Here is a 19,441-nt window from a genome sequence, read left to right as displayed (position 1 = left end):
CGTGGGTGCCGTGGGGCCGGTTCAGGAGTTTTCGACGCGGAGCCGGTCACGGGCCTCCTTGAAGACCGACGTGCCCTGTTTCTCGTCCGGGGTGCCCTTGGGCATGTCCACGCGCAGCACGTACATCCGTCCGGCGGCGGTCCGGACGAACAGTTCCAGGACCCTGGTGGGGGTCGCGTCCAGCCCGTAGGTGGTGTCCGCGAGGGCGGCCTCCCGGCCCGCGAACGTGGTCCGCGTGGTTTGGGTGCGCGCGTCCCCGCCGACCGCGTCCCACGTGTCCCGCGCGAGGGCCGCCCGCGCCGCGGGGGTACCGGGCGCGCGGTCCCACTGGAGGAGGCGTACGTCGACGGGCCCGGCCGACCAGCCGACCGTACGGGGGTGCCCGCCCGAGCCGTCGCCCGCGCGGGTGAACTCCCGGTAGCGGGAGGGGAGGGCGAGGACCGCGCGGAGCGACGGCTCGCGGTGGGTGGTCCAGGGGGTGGTGGATGCGGGGTTGGAGCCAGGGCCGGAGGCGGTGGACGGGACGGCCGCTGTGGAGGGTGGGGGGCGGGTGGGGCGGGTGTCGGTGCCCTCCCCCGCGACCGCCGTGTCGTCCCCGGTCTGGAGCACGACCGCGCCGAGGACGCCGGCGGCCAGGAGGAGGACGGCGATGAGGAGGGTGAGGGGGGCGGTGAGGCGGCGGAGGAGCGAGCGGGGGCGGGAGGCGGGGGTGACGGTGGGGGCGGTGGGGGTGGGGTCCGGGGCCGTGGGGTCCGGGCCCGCAGACTCCGGGCCCGCTTCGGGGGATACGTCCGGGGGCGCGACCGCGTCCGGCGCCGCCACCGGGGCTGCCGGCAGGTTCGTCACAGGCACAGGCACAGGCCCAGGCACCGGCTCCGGCGCCTGGGCCGCCGTCGAAGGAACGGTCAGGGCCTCCGTCAGCCCCCGCTCCACCTCCTCCGGCTCCGGCCGGGCCTCGGGGTCGCGGGCCAGGAGGCGTACGAGGAGGGGGCCGAGCGGTCCGGCGCGGGTGGGCTCGGGCGGGGCGGCGGCGAGGACGGCGGCGAGGGTGGACTCCACCGACGTACCGCGGAACGGGGAGCGGCCCTCCACGGCGGCGTAGAGGAGGACGCCGAGGGACCACAGGTCGGAGGCGGGACCGGCGCCGGGGCCGGACATCCGCTCCGGGGCGACGAACTCCAGGGAGCCGACGAACTCGCCGCTGACGGTGAGGGATTCCTCGCCCTGGACGTGCGCGATGCCGAAGTCGGTGAGGACGACGCGGTGGTGCGGGCCGAGCAGGACGTTGGCGGGCTTCACGTCCCGGTGGACGATGCCGACGGCGTGCGCGGCGCGCAGGGCGCCCAGGACGGCGAGACCGACGCGGGCCGTCTCCGCCGGGTCCAGCGGGCCGCGCCGCAGCGCGTCGTGCAGGGACTCGCCGCGTATCAACTCCATGACGATCCACGGCAGTCCGTCCCGGAGCCCCTCGCCCTCCTCCACCACAACGTCGTGGATGGCGACGGCGGACGGGTGGTCGACGCGGGCGGCGGCCCGTGCCTCCCGGTAGAGACGGTGGGCCGCCCGGCGGTGGATCTCGTCCTCGGGATCGCCGGGCAGCCGGGGCTCCTTGACCGCCACGTCACGGTCCACGAGTTCGTCACGGGCCCGCCACACGACGCCCATGCCGCCGGAGCCGATGCGTTCCAGCAGACGGTAACGCCCGCCCACGACACGGCCGTTGACGCCTACGGGCGCACCGTCATCGCTCATGTCCCATGACTACCACGCCCGGCCGCCGCACCGGTCGGCACCCGCGCGCCACGTCGTGCGCCGGGCCCGACCGGACCCGACCGGACCGCACCAGGCCGGGTCGGGCCGGGCCGGGTCAGAGCTTGTCGACGTCCAGGTGGGCGATCGCGGTGCGCGCGACCTCGCGGCCCCGCTCGGTGAAGTCGCCCTCGCCCGGGTAGGCGACGGTGAGCTTGTACATGTCGCCCGCGGTGGACCGGTAGTAGAGCGTGCGCAGTTCGCGCAGGCGCGGGTTCTGGGAGTCGTCGGTGGTGTAGACGACGGTGTTCTCGGCGGCGGGGCGGCCCCGGTAGCGGGCGTTGTCGTCGGGCGCCGTCCTCGGCCCCTTCGGCATGTCGAGGGCGTAGCTGCCGTTCTCCTTGAACTCCCCGTTGTCCTCGTACATTTCGGCCGCCGCCGAGTCCTTGATGTCGTCGCTGGTGTCCTCGGCCCGGCGGTCGACGCGCAGTTCGACGGAGATCGCACCGCTGGGGTCGGTGAAGCTGACCCAGTGGTCGTCGTCCGACTCCCGGTCGGGCACGGCCCGTTTGTAGCTCGAGGGGACCGCGAGGGTCGCGGTGACGTCCGTCTGCGCGCTGGTCGTCCACCCGGCGGGCAGCTCGCCCGTGGAGCGGTCGGCGGTCAGCAGCCAGGCGGTGAGCGACCCGGCGACGACGACCGCGCCGAGCCCGGTCCAGAACAGCCGGCCGCCGACCCGTACGCCCCAACCGGCGCGCCCCGCCGAGGCCTTGACGGTCCAGCCCGTGACCGGGGCCTCCCCCGCCGGGGGCGCGGCGGTCCGGGTGGCCGCGGGGGCGGGGGCGGGGACCGGGGCGGGCGGGTGCGCGGCGCGCTCCAGCAGGGCGCGCACCTCGGTCGCGCGGGGGCGGCGGGCCGGGTCCTTGGCCAGCAGGCCGTTGACGGCCTCGGCGAGCGGGCCGCGCGCGGCGGCGGGCGGGGCGGGCTCGGCGTTGAGGACGGACTGGAGGGTGGCGGGCGTGTTGCTGCGGCGGAACGGCGAGACGCCCTCCGTCGCCGCGTACAGCACCACGCCGAGCGACCACAGGTCGGAGGCGGGGCCGGGCCGCTGGCCGAGCACCCGCTCCGGGGCGATGTACTCGGGCGAGCCGACGAAGCCGCCGGTGTCGGTGAGACTGGTCTCGCCCTCGATCTGGGCGATCCCGAAGTCGGTGAGGACGACCCGGTCGTGGCGGCCGAGGAGGACGTTGTCCGGCTTGACGTCGCGGTGCAGGATGCCCGCCGCGTGGGCCGCCTCCAGGGCGCCGAGCACCTCCAGGCCGATCCGGGCCGCCTCGCGCGCGTCGAGGGTGCCCTCGGCGAGGGCGGCGCCGAGCGAACGGCCGTGGACCAGCTCCATCACGATCCAGGGCTGCCCGTCGACGACGGCGACGTCGTGGACGTTGACCACGGACGGGTGGTCGAGGCGGGCCGCGGCGCGGGCCTCGCGGCGCATCCGCTCGTAGGCGTTGGCCCGCTCGCGGTCCGGGAGGTGGTCGGGCAGCCGGGGTTCCTTGACGGCGACCTCCCGCTCCACCACCTCGTCCCGCGCCCGCCACACCGTCCCCATCCCCCCGTGGCCGAGCTTGGCGAGCAGCCGGTAGCGGCCCGCTATGAGGCGACCGGTGCCGGGGGCCTGCGGCGGCTGCTGCTGTTCGTGCCGCTGCGCGGGCTGTTCCTGCTGCGGGAGCGGGGGCGGCACGGCCTGGGAGGACTGGGGGTGCGGCTGCGGCGGCGCGACATGCGAGGACTCGCGGTGCGGCTGCGGGTGCGGCTGCTGGTGCTGGTCCGACAGCGGGCGTGGGTCCGGGTGCGGGTCCGGCTGCTGCTGGGGCTGCGGGTGCGGGTGCGGCGGTCGCAGCATGAAGCTCGTCGTCTCGTCGGCCCCCTGGCCGGGTCCCCCGTGCTGGCTCATACGTCCATGCCTATCGCGCCATCCGGTCCTGAATCCACCGGTGACCCCGACCGGTCACCGACCCGTGACGCACCATGCCCGTTATCAACGGATTGCCGGATTCCGGCGCCCCTCGCGCGGGGCTACGGCGGTGGGGGCGGCGGATTCCGCCGGGGTACGAGGGTGTCCACGGCGACGTCGAAGTACGCGCGCGCCTCCCGCGCCTTGCCGACCGGCGCCGACACCCACACGTCGTACAGCATGCCGCCCTCCTCCCAGCACAGGTCGTACGTGTGCCGGGGGCCCTCCGCCGCGGTGAAGCCGTCCCAGGTGAACTCCCAGAAAGCGGCGGGACGTCCGGCGCGGGTGCTCTCGGTGACGCGGCCCTCCCGGTAACCGGGGTTGTTCTCCGGGCCCTCGGCGGCGGCCCGTCTGAGGACCCCCAGGGGGCCGTCGGCCGTGGCCGGGGTGATCTTGATGCCCAGGCGGAAGGTCTGCCCCGGCGAGAGGTAGAAGATCCGCCCGCCCTGAGGATCGCGGCGGAACTCCTTGGGCACGGCGAGGGCGAACCCGGCCGGGTCGTCCTCGACGCGGTAGCCGGAGGGCGCGGAGGGCAGGCCCTGCCAGCCGCCGGGGCCGGGGCCCGGACCTGGGCCGGGACCGGGTCCGGGGCCTTGGGTGCCACCGCTGTTGCCACCGCCGTTGCCGTTGCCACCGCCGCTGCCCGGTGGGGTGCCCGTCCCCGTGTTCGTACCGGTCCCGCTGCCTCCGCCCGTGGGCTGCGAGGGCTGCTCGGACGCCGAACTGGACGGGGTGGAACCGCCGTCGGGGCCACGGTCGAGAAGGAGGGCCGCGGCGGAGACCCCGGCCCCGGCCATCGCCGCGACGAGCAGCGCGACGACGAGCATGCCCCGCGTGGACCGCTCCTTGCCGTGCGGGTCCGACGGGCCCACCAGGTCCGAACGGCGGGACAGACCCGACCGGCCGGACAGGTCAGAGGCGGGCACCCGGTCCGACGGGGGCCACGAATCCGTCGACCTCGGGACATCTGACGACCCGGACGGCTTCGACGGCTCCGACGAGGTCGACCGCTCCGGCGGGTGAGGACGGTCCGACGGCCCTGACCGGTCGGACCCGTCGACCCGGTCGGCCCCATCGACCCCGTCCGACGGCGTCGAGGCATTGTCGGACCTCGTCGGCCGCGACGACACGCCCGACGAGGCCGATGAGGGCGATGAGGGCGGCCGTGACGCGGCGGCCGCCTGCGACGCGGCCGAGCCCCGCCCGTCACGTCCCTCGCGCCCGGCCCTCCCGTCACGCCCCTCGCGTCCGTCCCGCCCGTCACGTCCGTCCCGCCCCTCCCGTCCGCCACGCCCCGACCGTCGGCCCGGCAGGAGGGGGCGGGTGGGGGTGTGCCCGGAGCCCGGCAGGGGTGGCATGCGGCCGGTGGTGAGGAAGGCGCGCAGCATCGCCTCGGCCCGCTCGGCGCCCAGCCGCCGGTCCGGGTCGCGTTCCAGCAGCCCCTGGACGACGGGCAGGAGGGGGCCCGCCTGCGGGGGCGTACGGATGTCGGCGAAGACGACGGCGTGCAGGATGCCGCCGAGGGAGTCGCGGCGGAACGGCGACTCGCCGCTCAGCGCGGTGCACAGCAGCGCGCCCAGCGACCACAGGTCGGCGGCGGGCCCGGTCCGCTCCCCCGACATGCGCTCCGGCGCCGTGTACTCGGGCGAGCCGACGAACGCGCCGGTCTCGGTGAGCGTGGTGGCGCCCGCGACCTGCGCGATGCCGAAGTCGGTGAGGACGACGCGGCCGGTGGCGGACTCGACGAGGACGTTCGCCGGTTTGATGTCCCGGTGCTGGACCCCGGCCGCGTGTGCGGCGCGCAGCGCGCCCAGCAGGTCGGCGCCGATCCGGGCCGCGTCCCGCGGCGCCACCGGCCCTCCCTCGGCGATCCGGTCGGCGAGCGAGCCGCCGTCGATCAACTCCATGACGATGTACGGCCGTTCGTCCTCCTCGACGACATCGTGCACGACGATGATGTTCGGGTGGCTCAACTGCGCGACCGCGCGGGCCTCGCGGAGGGTCCGGTCGCGGCGGGCGTGGGCCTCGGCGACGGTCAGGGTGTCGTCGGGGACGAGTTCCTTGACGGCGACGCGGCGGCCCAGCAGCCGGTCGGTGGCGCGCCACACGATCCCCATGCCGCCGCGGCCGAGCCGGGCCTCCAGCCGGTAGCGGTCCGCGATGACCCGGACGCCGTCCCCCTCGGTCCCCATGGGCCCATCATGCCCCAACGGACCCCCCGCTTCCGGGGCGTCGACCGGCCAAGTCACGCGACCGGAGGCAGGCGGACCGCACGGAGGGAGGGCCCAGGGGGCGTGAACAGGGCGTGACCGGCGGGTCGGCAGCGTGTGACCAGGGCGGGAGCGCGGTCAGGAGGAGCGGGGCGGCTCCCGCCAGCTCTGGAGGACCTTGGTGAACTGCTGGGCGGCGGTGTCCCAGTCCTCGGCGGGCGCGGACATGTAGAGGACGTACTCGGTGCCGTCGGCGACGTACATCTGCTCCGCGGCGCGGCGCGGTCCGGGGAACTCGGTGTCCTTGGCCAGCGCGGTCCAGGTGTAGTCCCAGTGGGCGCCGTCGCGGTCGCGGTAGACGTTCCGCTCCAGGGTGACCCGCTCGTAGTCGACCAGCCGCTGGAGCTGCCGTTCCAGGTCGATCTGGTGGTCGTAGGCGTCGGCGAAGTCGGGGGCGGTGTCGATGCCGATGCGGAGGAAGTGTTCGCCGCCGTCGGGCGAGTAGTCGACCTGCTTCAGGTCGCCCTTGTCCGTGACGTCGGTGCGCTCCCACCCCTTGGGCAGGGAGAGCCCGAAGCCGAGCGGGTCGAGGACGGGCTTCCAGGCGTCGTCGGTGGGGGTGCCGTCCTGGGACGTGCCGCCGGTGGCGGGGGCGCTCTCGCTCGCCGAGGCGCCACCGGAGCCGCGCCCGCCGTCCGGCCCCCAGAGCCGCACGCCCACCGCGGTCCCCCCGCCGACCAGCACCGCCAACGCGGCGACCAGGGCGAACGTACGGAACCCGCGCCGCCGGGCCGCGGGCCGGGGCTGCGCCTGCGGGCGCTGCGCGGTGGTGGCGTACGGGGGGTGCGCGCCGGACGCGTACGTCGGCTGCTGGTGGGCGTACGGCTGCGGGGGCCCGTACGGCGAGGGGCCGACCGGTGTCGCGCCGACCGCCGTCGGCCCGGTCGCCGTCCGGCCGCCCGCCGTGGGGCCGGTCGCCGTCCGGCCGCCCGCCGTGGGGCCGGTCGCCGTCGGGCCGAATCCGGGGCCGGGGCGGGTGGCGTCCGTGGAGGTGCCCGCGACGGCGCCGTGCCGCGTGCCCGAGGGGGCGTGCCGGTCGGGGGCGGCCGTCGGGTCGGCGAGGGGTGCGCCGGGCGAACCGGCGAAGGCCGTGGCGGTCGGGGGTCCGGCGGGTCCCGTACGGGCGTGGGTCGACGCCTCGTCCGGGTGGCGGCCCTCCGCGGCCTCGGTGAGGAGGGCCTCGGCGTGGGAGGTGTCGGGCCGGTGGGCGGGGTCCTTGCGCAGCAGGGCGGCGATCACGGGGGCCAGCGGACCGGCGTGGCGCGGCTGTTCGGCCTCCTCCTCGACGACGGCCTGCATGGTGGTCAGCGGCGAGGTGCGGCGGAACGGCGAGCGGCCCTCGACCGCCGTGTACAGCGTCGCGCCGAGCGCCCACAGGTCGGAGGCCGGGCCGGGGTCGTGGCCGCGGACCCGCTCGGGGGCGAGGTAGTCGACGGAGCCGACGACCTCGCCGGTGCGGGTGATGGTCGAGTCGCCCTCGATCTGCGCGATGCCGAAGTCGGTGAGCAGGACGCGGCGGTCGTCGGAGAGCAGGACGTTGCCGGGCTTGACGTCGCGGTGCAGGACGCCCGCGGAGTGCGCGGCGCGCAGCGCGCGCAGCACCCACAGGCCGATCCGGGCGGCCTCGGCGGGCTCGATCCGGCCGTCCTCCTTGACCGCGTCGGCCAGCGAACGGCCCTCGACCAGCTCCATCACGATCCACGGACGGCCGTCGTGCTCCAGCACGTCGTGGACGGTGACGACGGCGGAGTGGTTGATCCGGGCGGCGGCGCGCGCCTCGGCGCGGGTGCGCGCCAGCAGGACGGGCTGGTCGCTCTCGGAGACGTAGAGGGCGGCGGTCAGTTCCTTGATGGCGACGGCACGGTGCAGCAACTCATCGTGCGCACGCCAGACCCGGCCCATGCCGCCACTGCCGATGGCGTCGTCGAGCCGGTAACGGCCCGCGACGAGCCGGCCCTGCATCTGATTCACGTTGCCCCGCAATGCTCTTGACAGGGTCAGCGTAAAGACCGGGCAGCGTCCGGGGAACCAGCGGGGGGCCAAGGAGAACCCAACTGTGACGGTTGTCGCTTCTCCGGCAGGGAGGGAACCGTTCGGCGATCACCCGGAGAGCGGCCCGCACGGACCCCGTGCCCGGCCCGTATCACCGCCCCCGGCACGCCCGCCCGCGGTCAACGGGCCGCCGGGAGATTCATTCCCCCGACGTCCCCTGGCCCAGCGGGCGGCCGTCGCTCACCCCGTGTAGCGGTAGCTGGCCGACGCCTGGTCGAAGAGGCGGGTCACCTCGTCCCGTTCGGCCTCGGGGCCGCGCAGCTGGACGACGTGGTAGCGGCCGTCGAGCAGCAGGGCGAGGTTGCGCACGAACAGCTCGCGCCCGTCGCCGCCGGTCCAGGTGAACTGGCCCTCGGCCATGGTCCGTCCGCCGACCTGGATGGTGCGCAGCCCGGAGGCGGTGGCCCAGCTGGAGTCGCGGTACGGCTGGAGTTCGCGCTCCTTCTCCCGCTGGTACACCATCGGGTCGTCGCCGTCGCGGGCGGCGGTGTCCCGGCCGGGCACGACGATCAGCTCGAACCCGGCGTGGGTGTAGACGACTTGGCCGCGGCCGTTCTTCGGGGTGCGCTGCCAGCCGTTGGCCACCGCGACCCGGAACCCCTCGGGGTCGTCGCGCAGGGTGAACCCGGCGGGCACGTCGGACCCCGACTGGGTCTCGGTGCCGCCCGTGTCCGAGGCGGACGCGCTCGGCCCCGCCGAGGACGTGCCCCCTTCGTCGGGGCGGGGTTCGCTGCTGGCGTCGGGGGCGGGACCGGGCTGACCGGCCGCGCCGGTCCCCTCGGGGCGGGCCGCTCCGCCGTCGCCCTCCTCGCCCGCGCCGGGCAGGAACAGCACGGCGTACGCGACCGCCGCGACCAGTCCCAGCAGGATCAGCACCAGCAGGGTGCGGCCGAGGCTGCGCGGCGAGCGGTCCGTCTCCCGCGGGGCCGCCGCCCGCTTGTGGCGGGCCGGGGCCGCGGGCACCCGCGCCGCGCGCCCGCGCCTCCGGCGCACCAACTCGCCCTTGCGGCGCACGATGGGCAGCCGCCGCGGATCGGAGGGCGGCGTGGCGACGACGTACGTCCCCGCCTCCGGCTCCGGTGCCGACCGCACCAACGACCGCAGCCAGCCGCGCAGTTCCTCGAAGGCGAGCCGGTCGGTGGGGTCCTGGCGCAGCAGCGACTCCACGACCGGGCGCAGCGGGCCGCACTCCTCGGCGAACGCGGGCGGTTCGGCGCAGACCAGCTGGACGAGTTCCGCCGTCGAGTCCTCCGGGTAGGGCGCGTGGCCCTGTACGGAGCGGAAGAGCAGCGCGCCGAGCGCCCACAGGTCGGTCGCGGGGCCGATCGGCGCCGCCAACTGCCAGTTCTCGTGCACGGGTCCGGCCTGCTCCGGCGCCCACCGCTCGGTGACGGGGCCGACGACGGCCATCCGTGCCTGGCGCGCCCGCTCGGCGGCCAGCGCGGTGGTGGGCCCGCGCCGCGACACCCCGACCCCGCCCGCGCCCCCCTCCGGTTCGCCCCAGCGGGCCCCGGAGAGCCCCTGCGGCGGCACGACGGCGTGGGGGGACACGGCATCCTGCGGAGGCAGAACTCCCTGCGGAGGGACGACAGTCTGCGGGGGCGTGAGGGCCTGCGAGGGCGCGACGGCTTGCGGGGGCGCGACACCGTGTGGAGGCGTGAGGGCCTGCGGGGCCATGTGGGCGGGCGGAAGCGGGTGGGCGTGGGGAGGGGTGACGGCCTGCGGGGGCACGGGAATCGCGCCGGTCCCGAGGGCCGCCGACCCCGGCGCCCCGCGCACCCCGTACGGGTCGACGATCTGCCCGGGAGGCGGCGTGCCCCCGACGGCGGCCGTCCCCGGCTCCCGCCCGGCCCCGAGGGCGTACGGCGGCACGGTGCCCCCCGCGCGCCCGGCGCCGGGCGCGCTGTCGCCCTCGACGGGGGTGCGGGCGCCCGGCAGCGCGGGCCGCTCCTGCTGCTGGGACTCCTGCACCCGGGCCGCGGCGCGCGCACCGGCGCGGTACGCGGCGATCGCTCCGGCCCGCGCGGCCCGGACGTCCCCGCCGGTCTCGACGGTCCGTCGTGCCGCCGCACCCGAAGGGCCGTTCACAGGGCCGGTGCCCACGCCGGGGGCGGTGCTCGTGCCGGTGCCGAATCCGGGTCCCGCCGACGGCAGTCCACCGGCGGCGCGCGCCTCGATCGCCGCCCGCCGCGCGGCCTCCGGGTCGACGGCGGCGGCAGGCAGGGCAGGCGCGACCGCAGCGGGAGGGCTCGCGGGGCCGCCATGGTGCGCGGAGGCTCCATGGGGGGTGGAGCCGCCAGGGCTCGCGGGGCCGCCGTGGCTCGCCGGGCCTGTGAAGCGGGGTCCGCCGGCCGGGCCGGGTACCTCGGCGCGGGGTCCGGCGAACGTGCCGGGCAGCGCCGGGCCGCCCGCGCTGCGCCCGCCGTCGGCCTCTCCGCCGGGGTGCGGCGACGGCACCTGGCTCTCGTCGACCGGCACGGGGTCGTACCCGCACAGCGCTTCCTCCGCCGCGCCGACGGCCAGTCCGGTCAGCATGACCCGGCCGTCGTCGCAGACCAGCACCGTGCGCGCGGTGATGTTGCGGTGGGTCCAGCCGTGCGCGTGCAGCACGCGCAGCGCCATGAGCACGTCGGAGGCGACCTCCGCCGCCCGGTACGGCGACAGCGGCTTCTCGGCCAGCAGCGCCGACAGCGGCCGGGCGGAGACCAGTTCGCTGACGACCCAGAGCGAACCGCCCTCGGCGAACACGTCGAAGACCTGGTCGAGCCGCGGGTGGTCGGGGATGCTCGCGGCGGCCTGCGCGGCCTCCACCGCCCGCCGGACGACGGGATCGGCGGGACGACGAGTGCTCGCGCCCGCCTCGGTCCGCCCGGCCGGGCGGCGCGCGCCGTGGTCGCGGGCGGTGAACCCGTCGGGCAGCCCCTCCGCGTCGAGCACCTCGGCCTCGACGACCTCGGGCAACGGCACCTGACGGATCAGGACTTCCTGTCCGCTGTACGTGTCGAAGGCCCGGGTCTCGGTGAGTTCGAACTCGTCGGCGGGCGGCGACGGCAGGCGGTAGCGGTCGGCGAGAACCCGTCCCGCATAGTCGTCCACGGTGCCTCCCCCGGCCACCCGGTCGGTCAGTTCCGTTCTCCGGACGGACCGTTCCGGCCAGGTTCAGCCGTATCCAGCCGGATTGCTGGATGCGTACGGTCCGCAGCCACTCACGATACGTGCCCTGGGCAACCCGCAAAGAGGGGATGCGAGATCTCGCGCCCCCGAACTCCGAAGCGGCCGCCGGGCCGCGCTCCGGACCGGCGGTCTACTTCTTCGGTGTGAACGTCTCCGTGAGCGTCTTCCACGTGCTCTCGCGCAGCGCGCCGTCCCACCCGGCGGCCTTCGCCGAGTACATCAGCGCGTGGCCGAGGTGGTCGTTGACGACGAAACCGCGGTCGATACTGCGGTACTTGACGCCGCTGTCGGCGTAGGTGAACTCCCAGTCGGCCGTGTTCCAGCCGCGGTAGTCCACCTTCTCTATCCGTATCTTCTGGTACTGCGAGCGCTTCATGCCGCGCTCCTGGTTCTTCCAGTCGGCGACCGGGTCGTCCTTGGGCGTGTTCGTCCAGGCGACGAGCAGCCGCTGGCCGTCGGGCCCGGTGAAGCGGTCGCCCGCGCCGTCCGAGGACTGGTACTTCCAGCCCGCGGGCAGGCCGATGGTGTAGCCCTGCTGCCCGCTGTACTTCGTCACCGTGCCGGCCGCCCCGCCCTTCCCACCGGTCGAGGTGCCGGTGCCGGAGCCGTCCGTACCGCTGGCGGGGCCGTCCGAACCGGTGCCGGTTCCGGTGGAGTTGCCGCCGGGGCTCGCGCCGGGCGCGGGCGCGGTGCCGGTGGCCGAGCCGTCGGGGCGGGTCCCGCCGGTCGCGTCCCCCTTGGTGTCGTCCTGGCTGTTCTTGGTGTCGTCGTCCGTGCCGCCGCTCGCCACGGACGACGCGCCGCCGCCCTTGGCGCCGTTCGCGTCGCCGTCCCCGTCGCCGAGGGTGAGGGCGAGGACGGTGCCGAGCACGGCGAGCGCCACCACCACGGCGATGATCACGAGGGTCCGCCGGGGCACCACGTCGGTGAGCGGCGCCTTGGGCACCGGCCGCGGCGGCAGGTCGGGCGGGGTCATCACGGGCCAGCCGGAACTCCGCCCGGCCGTCGAGCCGTTCGTACCCCGGGCAGCCGGCGCCTCCGCACCGGTCGCGCCCTGGGCGCCGGTGCTCGCGGCACCCGCGGTCCGTGAGGCGGGCACAGAGGCGGAGGCCGCGGTGGCCTTCGTCGTCCCCTTGTCCCGCGCGGCGGGCACGGCGGCCGTACCGGCGGACGCGCCGCCGGAGGCAGGTGCGCCGGGGGCCGGTGTGCCGGAGGAGCCGCGCCCGGTGGCGGAACCCTGTCCGGAACCGTTCGTCGACCCCGAACCGGCGGCCGGGCCCGAGGACTTGCCGCGTCCGGCGGCGGCCGTGGTCGCGGCCCCCGCGGCGACGGCGGCCTTGCGCACGGACCGCAGCGCGCCGCGCAGCTTCTCGCCCGGCTCGGCGCCGGACGCCCCGCCCTTGCCGTCGGTGCCGTCCGGCTGCGGGGGCAGCGGAACGACCTTCGTCGCGTCCGGCGGTTCGACCGCGCCGGCCGCGGGCGCGTGGAGCACCGCGTTCAACTTCTCCCGGGCCCCGGCGTCGTCGAGTCGGCGCGCGGCGTCCTTGGTGAGCAGCCCGTAGATGACGTCCTTCAGCGGACCGGCGTTCTTCGGCTCCTCCAGCGGTTCGGTCATCACGGCGGTGAGCGTGGCGATGGCGGAACCCTTGTCGTACGGGGGTGTTCCCTCCACCGCCGCGTACAGCAGGCCGCCGAGCGACCAGAGGTCCGCGGCCGGGCCGGGCTTGTGGCCGCGGGCCCGCTCCGGGGAGATGTAGGAGGGCGCGCCGACGAGCATGCCCGTGGAGGTGATCGACGGGTCGCCCTCGACCTGCGCGATCCCGAAGTCGGTGAGCACGACCCGGCCGTCCTCGGCGATCAGCACGTTCGACGGCTTCACGTCCCGGTGCAGGATGCCCTCGCGGTGGGCCGACCGCAGCACGTCGAGGATGGCGAGGCCGACCTCGGCGGCCCGCCGCGGGTCCAGGACGCCGTCCTCACGGATGACCTCCGCGAGCGACTTGCCCTCGACCAGCTCCATGACGATCCACGGCCGGTCGTCCTCGTCGACCACGTCGAAGACCGTCACCGCGCTGTTGTTCCGGATCCGCGCGATGGCCTTGGCCTCCCGCAGGGTCCGGGTGATCAGCCGGCGCTTCTCCTCGTCGTCGATGTTCCCCGGGAAGCGCAGCTCCTTGACGGCGACGGTGCGACCGAGGGTCTCGTCCTCGGCGCGCCACACCGTCCCCATGCCGCCTCGGCCGAGTACGTCTCCCAGCCGGTACCGCCCGGCGAGGAGACGTGCGTTCTTGTCCTGACGGGATACCCCCGCCCGCTCCGCCTCCGACATGCGTCCCCTCATGCAACCCGCCCTGACAGAGCCTCCATTGTCCCTCACCCGACAAGTGCCCGACGCCCCGGGTGCCCCTCCACGCCCTTCCGCACCGACACAATCCGGCCAGAAGGTACGACCTACTCCGGCCAGCCGCCGAAACTCCCTCCCCGAGGCGTTCCTGACGGAGCGAACGCCCGAGGACATACGGCACCCCGCAGTCGCCGACGGCCGCCGACGGCCGCCCGCGGCGACATGACGGCCGGATCGTCGGCGCCGCGCGCCCGCCACAGCCCGCGCAGCCCTGGCAGTTCCCGGCAGCCCCGGCAACTCTGGCGGCCCCGACGGCCCCCACATCCGGTACAACGGGCGCCGCCCGAACGAAGATCCCAGATGTGGCCACTCGTTCGAGTGAACCAGCGCTGCCCCACGGGCACATTGACACCCCGTGAGGCCCCGCCGCTCCCCGCACCGCCGCCTCACCGGGGGGGCAGCGGGGCAGCGGGGCACCGGGCCGTGTCCGGGCCGTGTCCGGGCCAGGGGATCAGCGCGGCACGATGTCCGGTGCCCCCAGCCGTGCCGCGTCCGCCGTCAGGTCGTCGGGCTGGCGCTGCGACTCGCGTTCCGCCTCGACGCGCTTCTCGTAGTGCTCGACCTCGCGCTCGATCTGGTCCTTGTCCCAGCCGAGCACGGGCGCCATCAGTTCGGCGGCCTCGCGGGCACTGCGGGTGCCGCGGTCGAAGGTCTCGATGGAGATGCGGGTGCGCCGGGTGAGGACGTCGTCGAGGTGCCGAGCCCCCTCGTGCGAGGCGGCGTAGACGATCTCGGCGCGCAGATAGTCGTCGGCGGCCTGGAGCGGCTCGCCCAGTGCCGGGTCCTCGGCGATGAGGTCGAGGACCTCCTCCGCCAGCGAGCCGAACCGGTTCAGCAGGTGTTCGACGCGGACCACGTGCAGTCCGGTGCGGGCGGCGATGCGGGCGCGCGCGTTCCACAGGGCGCGGTAGCCCTCGGCGCCCAGCAGCGGCACGTCCTCGGTGACGCAGTCGGCGACCCGCAGGTCGAGGCCGTGCACCGCCTCGTCGACGGCGTCCTTCGCCATGACCCGGTAGGTCGTGTACTTGCCGCCCGCGACCACGACCAGCCCGGGGGCCGGGTGGGCGACGGTGTGTTCGCGGGAGAGCTTGCTGGTGGCGTCCGACTCGCCCGCGAGGAGGGGGCGCAGTCCGGCGTAGACGCCCTCGACGTCGTCGCGGGTCAGGGGGACGGCGAGGACGGAGTTGACGTGTTCCAGCAGGTAGTCGATGTCGGCGCTGGAGGCGGCGGGGTGCGCCTTGTCGAGGTCCCAGTCGGTGTCGGTGGTGCCGATGATCCAGTGCCGGCCCCAGGGGATGACGAAGAGGACGGACTTCTCGGTGCGCAGGATGAGGCCCGAGGAGGAGTGGATGCGGTCCTTGGGCACGACCAGGTGGATGCCCTTGGAGGCGCGGACGTGGAACTGTCCGCGTTCGCCGACCATGGCCTGGGTGTCGTCGGTCCACACACCGGTGGCGTTGACGACCTGGCGGGCGCGGATCTCGTACTCGCCGCCGCCCTCGACGTCCTCGACGCGCGCGCCGACGACCCGCTCGCCCTCGCGCAGGAAGCTCTTCACGCGGGCCCGGTTGGCGGTCTTCGCGCCGTAGGCGGCCGCGGTGCGGACCAGGTTGGCGACGAAGCGGGCGTCGTCCATCTGGGCGTCGTAGTACTGGAGGGCGCCGACCAGGGCGTCCTTCTTCAGCGCGGGCGCGACGCGCAGGGCGTGGCGGCGGCTGAGGTGGCGGTGCAGGGGCAGGCCCCGGCCGTGACCGCGGGCCATGGACATGGCGTCGTAGAGCGCGACACCCGAGCCCGCGTAGAGCCGCTCCCAGCCCTTGTGCTGGAGCGGGTAGAGGAACGGCACCGGCTTGACCAGGTGCGGGGCGAGACGTTCCAGCAGCAGGCCGCGCTCCTTGAGGGCCTCGCGGACCAGGGCGAAGTCGAGCATCTCCAGATAGCGCAGGCCGCCGTGGACGAGCTTGCTGGATCTGCTGGAGGTGCCCGAGGCCCAGTCGCGGGCCTCGACCAGCCCGGTGGACAGGCCGCGGGTGACGGCGTCGAGGGCGGTGCCCGCGCCGACCACGCCACCCCCCACGACCAGGACGTCCAGTTCGCGCTCGGCCATGGCCGCCAGTGACTCGGCTCGCTGTGCCGGCCCCAGTGTCGCTGTCCTCACCGCTGCCTCCCGCTGTCGCTCACGTCGGCCCCGCCCGTCGGGCGGTGCCCGGCCCGCGTCCCCGCCCCGTACGGCGGGGCGGAACCCGGTCCCTGTCCCTCCTGCCCAGATCTGCCGGTCCGGATCTCCCGGTCCAGATCTCCCTGCCCAAAGTCTGAACGGGTTGAGCGACTTCAGCCACCACGGGCGGCCGACCTGTGGACAACTCTCACGGAAGCGCACCCGACCCGCCGGGAAACGCAGCAGATCAGCGGAGAGATCCAGGCGCCGGACCAACACAGCAGATCCAACCCGCATCAATCCCGCATAACGGTCATATTTACTCCTAGTCTGACAGTGCGCTCGCTCGTTCTGTCCACCGGGCTTGCGCACCTGTCCCGCTTCGGTTACTGGGAAGGACGGCCCACGCCATGCCCGCAGATCTCGCCGTCATCGGACTCGGTCCGCTCGGCCTGCCCCTGGCCCAGGCCGCCGTGGCGGCCGGCATTTCCACGCTCGGCTACCGCACCGGCCCCGAGCCGGGCTCGCTCAGCCCCGCGGAACTGCGCAGGATGCTCGCGGGGGGTTTCCGGCCCGCCACCGACCCCGCCGAGCTGGGGCGGGTGCGGACGGCCGTCATCTGCGCCCCCACCCCGCGCGACGCGGACGGCGGCCTCGACCTGAGCCAGGTGGAGTCGGCCGCCCGCACCCTGGCCGGGCACCTGCGCCCGCACACCACCGTCATCCTGGAGTCACCGGTCCCGCCGGGCACGACCGAGACGTATCTGCGGCCGCTCCTGGAGGAGACCTCGGGCCTGCGCGCGGGGCGCGACTTCCACCTCGCGTACTCGCCCAGCCGCGTCGACCCCGGCCGCCGCGACGTCACCCCGGCCGGCACGCCCAAGGTCATCGGCGGCCTCACCCCCGCCTGCACCGAGTCGGCCGCCGCGTTCTACGGCCGCCTCACCGACAAGGTGGTCCGTGCGCGCGGCCTGCGCGAGGCGGAGACGGTGACCCTCCTGGAGACCAACTTCCGCCATGTGAACATCGCCCTCGTCAACGAGATGGCGGTCCTCTGCAACGACCTGGGCGTCGACCTGTGGGACGTCATCCGCTGCGCCGAGACCAAGCCGTTCGGCTTCCAGGCCTTCCGTCCCGGCCCCGGCGTGGGCGGCCACTCCGTCCCCCTGGACCGCGCCGGACACCCCGGCAGCCCGCTGCGCATGGTGGAACTCGCCCAGCAGGTCAACAGCCGTATGCCCCGCTACGTGGTGCAGCGCGCCGCCACGCTCCTCAACGAGCACGGCAAGTCGGCGCGCGGCGCGCGCGTGCTGCTGCTCGGCGTGACCTACAAGGCCGACCTCCCCGACCTCCAGGGCACCCCGGCGCGGGAGATCGCGCTCCGTCTGATGGAGCTGGGGGCGTCGGTCAGCTACCACGACCCGCACGTGCCGTCCTGGAGCGTCCTGGAGCGCCCGGTCCCCCGCGCGGACTCCCTCTACGAGGCCGCCGCCGACGCCGACCTGACGATCCTGCTCCAGCAGCACCGCACGTACGACCTCCAGGGCCTCTCCGTGAAGGCGCAGCTCCTGCTCGACACCCGCGGCGCGACCCCCACAGGGGCGGCGCACAGGTTGTGAGAGGGGCGCACACCGTCCCCGCCGCCCCTGGAGCCGCTGGCACCCGACCGATCAGGTCAGTACCGTGGACACGGAGCCCACCGCAGCGGGTAACTGCGGCAGGCTCCGAGATGGTGTACGGAGTGTCCGCCCCTACTGTGTTTGGGCGCGGCCGCTCGCCCCTGATCCGTGGCGAGGCACAAGCGTCACGGGTGGAGCCCACCGCAGCGGGCTACTGCGGCAGGCTCCTGGATAGTGCACGGAGTGTCCGCCCCTAGCGTGTTTGGGGGCGGCCGCTCACCATCCGAAAAGACGCAAGATCCACCTCCTGCGGCACTGCACCATCCGAAGACGGAGCCGGTCCCAGGAGGTGGGCTTGCGGTGGCGACCCATGGGCGCCCCCTTCCACGACACCGCCCGAACCCGGCAGGCGGCACGATCAGGAATTCGGGCCGGGCCCCGAGGGCGGGGTCCGGACCGTGTCCTTGGAAGGGGGCACCCCCCACAACTGGGGCGCCGGACACGGACGTTACCGCCCACGACCCCTCCGACCAGGCCGGATCGGCCCCGAAGGCAACCGTGCGCCCCCTCTCCACCCCGCACGCCCCCGCGTCGCTCCCCCGATCTCCCTGAGCCGTGGATCTCCCTGAGCCGACCCGCCGACCGCCACCGCCGCCCCGCCACCCCTTCCGCGCGGCTGCCGCGCGCGGCGCGCACGCGCAAGGGCCGGTCACCTCACCGAGTGAGGCGACCGGCCCTTGGCCGAGCGGGGTGGAGCCGGGGTCAGCGGCGGTGGACCGAGTCGGCCACCGTGACCTCGACGCGCTGGAACTCCTTCAGCTCGCTGTAGCCCGTGGTGGCCATGGCCCGGCGCAGGGCGCCGAAGAAGTTCATCGAGCCGTCCGGGGTGTGGGACGGGCCGGTGAGGACCTCCTCCAGGGTGCCGACCGTGCCGAGGTCGACCTTCTTGCCGCGCGGCAGCTCCTCGTTGACGGCCTCCATGCCCCAGTGGTGACCGCGGCCCGGCGCGTCCGTCGCGCGCGCGAGCGGCGAGCCCATCATGACGGCGTCGGCGCCGCAGGCGACGGCCTTCGGCAGGTCGCCGGACCAGCCGACACCGCCGTCGGCGATGACGTGCACATAGCGGCCGCCGGACTCGTCCATGTAGTCGCGGCGGGCGGCGGCGACGTCGGCGACGGCGGTGGCCATGGGGACCTGGATGCCCAGCACGTTGCGGGTGGTGTGGGCGGCGCCGCCGCCGAAGCCGACCAGGACGCCCGCGGCACCGGTGCGCATCAGGTGCAGGGCCGCCGTGTAGGTGGCGCAGCCGCCGACGATGACCGGGACGTCCAGCTCGTAGATGAACTGCTTCAGGTTGAGCGGCTCGTGCGAGCCGGAGACGTGCTCCGCCGACACCGTGGTGCCGCGGATGACGAAGATGTCCACGCCCGCGTCGACGACGGCCTTGGAGAACTGGGCGGTGCGCTGCGGGGAGAGCGCGGCGGCGGTGACCACGCCCGCGTCGCGCACCTCCTTGAGGCGGCGGCCGATCAGGTCCTCGCGGATCGGCGCGGCGTAGATCTCCTGGAGGCGGCGGGTGGCCTTCTCCACGGGCAGGCCGACGATCTCGTCGAGGAGCGGCTGCGGGTCCTCGTGCCGCGTCCACAGGCCTTCGAGGTTGAGGACGCCCAGGCCGCCCAGCTCGCCGATGCGGATCGCGGTGGCCGGGGAGACGACCGAGTCCATGGGGGCGGCCAGGAACGGCAGCTCGAAGCGGTAGGCGTCGATCTGCCAGGCGATCGAGACCTCCTTCGGGTCCCGCGTACGGCGGCTGGGGACGACGGCGATGTCGTCGAAGGCGTACGCCCGGCGGCCGCGCTTGCCGCGCCCGATCTCGATCTCAGTCACGTGTGTGGCCTTTCCCTGATGCGTTGCAGCGTCTTCCAGTATCGCCGACGGGCACGACGAGGGCGGCCCCGGATCGTCCGGGGCCGCCCCACGCGCGCGTCACGAGCGGTGTGC

9 protein-coding genes are annotated in these 19,441 nt (G+C 75.2%); 1 reads left to right on the top strand and 8 read right to left on the bottom strand.

What is annotated here, in order from left to right:
• Positions 1–21: 21 nt before the first annotated feature.
• The 7 genes from ACIQPQ_RS05125 to ACIQPQ_RS05095 all read right to left on the bottom strand — a co-directional run bounded on the left by ACIQPQ_RS05125 (position 22) and on the right by ACIQPQ_RS05095 (position 15,821).
• Positions 22–1,752, bottom strand: a complete 1,731-nt coding sequence (locus tag ACIQPQ_RS05125) for a serine/threonine-protein kinase (RefSeq protein WP_401299880.1) — start codon at positions 1,750–1,752, stop codon at positions 22–24.
• Positions 1,753–1,867: 115 nt separating this feature from the next.
• Positions 1,868–3,703, bottom strand: a complete 1,836-nt coding sequence (locus ACIQPQ_RS05120; protein ID WP_401299877.1) for a serine/threonine-protein kinase — start codon at positions 3,701–3,703, stop codon at positions 1,868–1,870.
• A 122-nt stretch (positions 3,704–3,825) separates the two neighbouring features.
• The gene (locus ACIQPQ_RS05115) at positions 3,826–5,955 is read right to left on the bottom strand and encodes a serine/threonine-protein kinase (protein ID WP_401299874.1); all 2,130 of its coding nucleotides are present in this window, start codon (positions 5,953–5,955) and stop codon (positions 3,826–3,828) included.
• Positions 5,956–6,111: 156 nt separating this feature from the next.
• Positions 6,112–7,995: a protein kinase gene (locus ACIQPQ_RS05110; RefSeq protein WP_401299871.1), complete on the bottom strand. Its 1,884-nt coding sequence runs from the start codon at positions 7,993–7,995 to the stop codon at positions 6,112–6,114.
• 270 nt (positions 7,996–8,265) lie between these two features.
• On the bottom strand, positions 8,266–11,181 hold the full coding sequence (locus ACIQPQ_RS05105; RefSeq protein WP_401299868.1) for a protein kinase: 2,916 nt from the start codon (positions 11,179–11,181) through the stop codon (positions 8,266–8,268).
• Between the two features lie 208 nt (positions 11,182–11,389).
• Positions 11,390–13,588, bottom strand: a complete 2,199-nt coding sequence (locus tag ACIQPQ_RS05100) for a protein kinase (RefSeq protein WP_401299865.1) — start codon at positions 13,586–13,588, stop codon at positions 11,390–11,392.
• Positions 13,589–14,114: 526 nt separating this feature from the next.
• Positions 14,115–15,821 (bottom strand): glycerol-3-phosphate dehydrogenase/oxidase, encoded by a 1,707-nt coding sequence (locus ACIQPQ_RS05095; protein ID WP_401299862.1) that lies wholly within the window; start codon positions 15,819–15,821, stop codon positions 14,115–14,117.
• A gap of 410 nt (positions 15,822–16,231) precedes the next feature.
• Between ACIQPQ_RS05095 and ACIQPQ_RS05090 the strand changes: the two genes are divergently transcribed.
• Entirely contained in the window at positions 16,232–17,440 is a 1,209-nt protein-coding gene (locus ACIQPQ_RS05090; RefSeq protein ID WP_401299859.1) for a nucleotide sugar dehydrogenase, read from the top strand.
• Between the two features lie 762 nt (positions 17,441–18,202).
• Here the strand turns inward: ACIQPQ_RS05090 and ACIQPQ_RS05085 are convergent.
• Complete coding sequence (locus ACIQPQ_RS05085) at positions 18,203–19,327, bottom strand: GuaB3 family IMP dehydrogenase-related protein (protein ID WP_401299856.1); 1,125 nt, start codon at positions 19,325–19,327, stop codon at positions 18,203–18,205.
• Positions 19,328–19,441 lie beyond the last annotated feature (114 nt).

The organism is Streptomyces sp. NPDC091281, from assembly GCF_044757425.1.
In the GTDB taxonomy this organism is placed as follows: domain Bacteria; phylum Actinomycetota; class Actinomycetes; order Streptomycetales; family Streptomycetaceae; genus Streptomyces.
The sequence above is the reverse complement of the archived record's forward strand: the minus strand, read 5'-3'. Positions and strand labels throughout refer to the sequence as shown.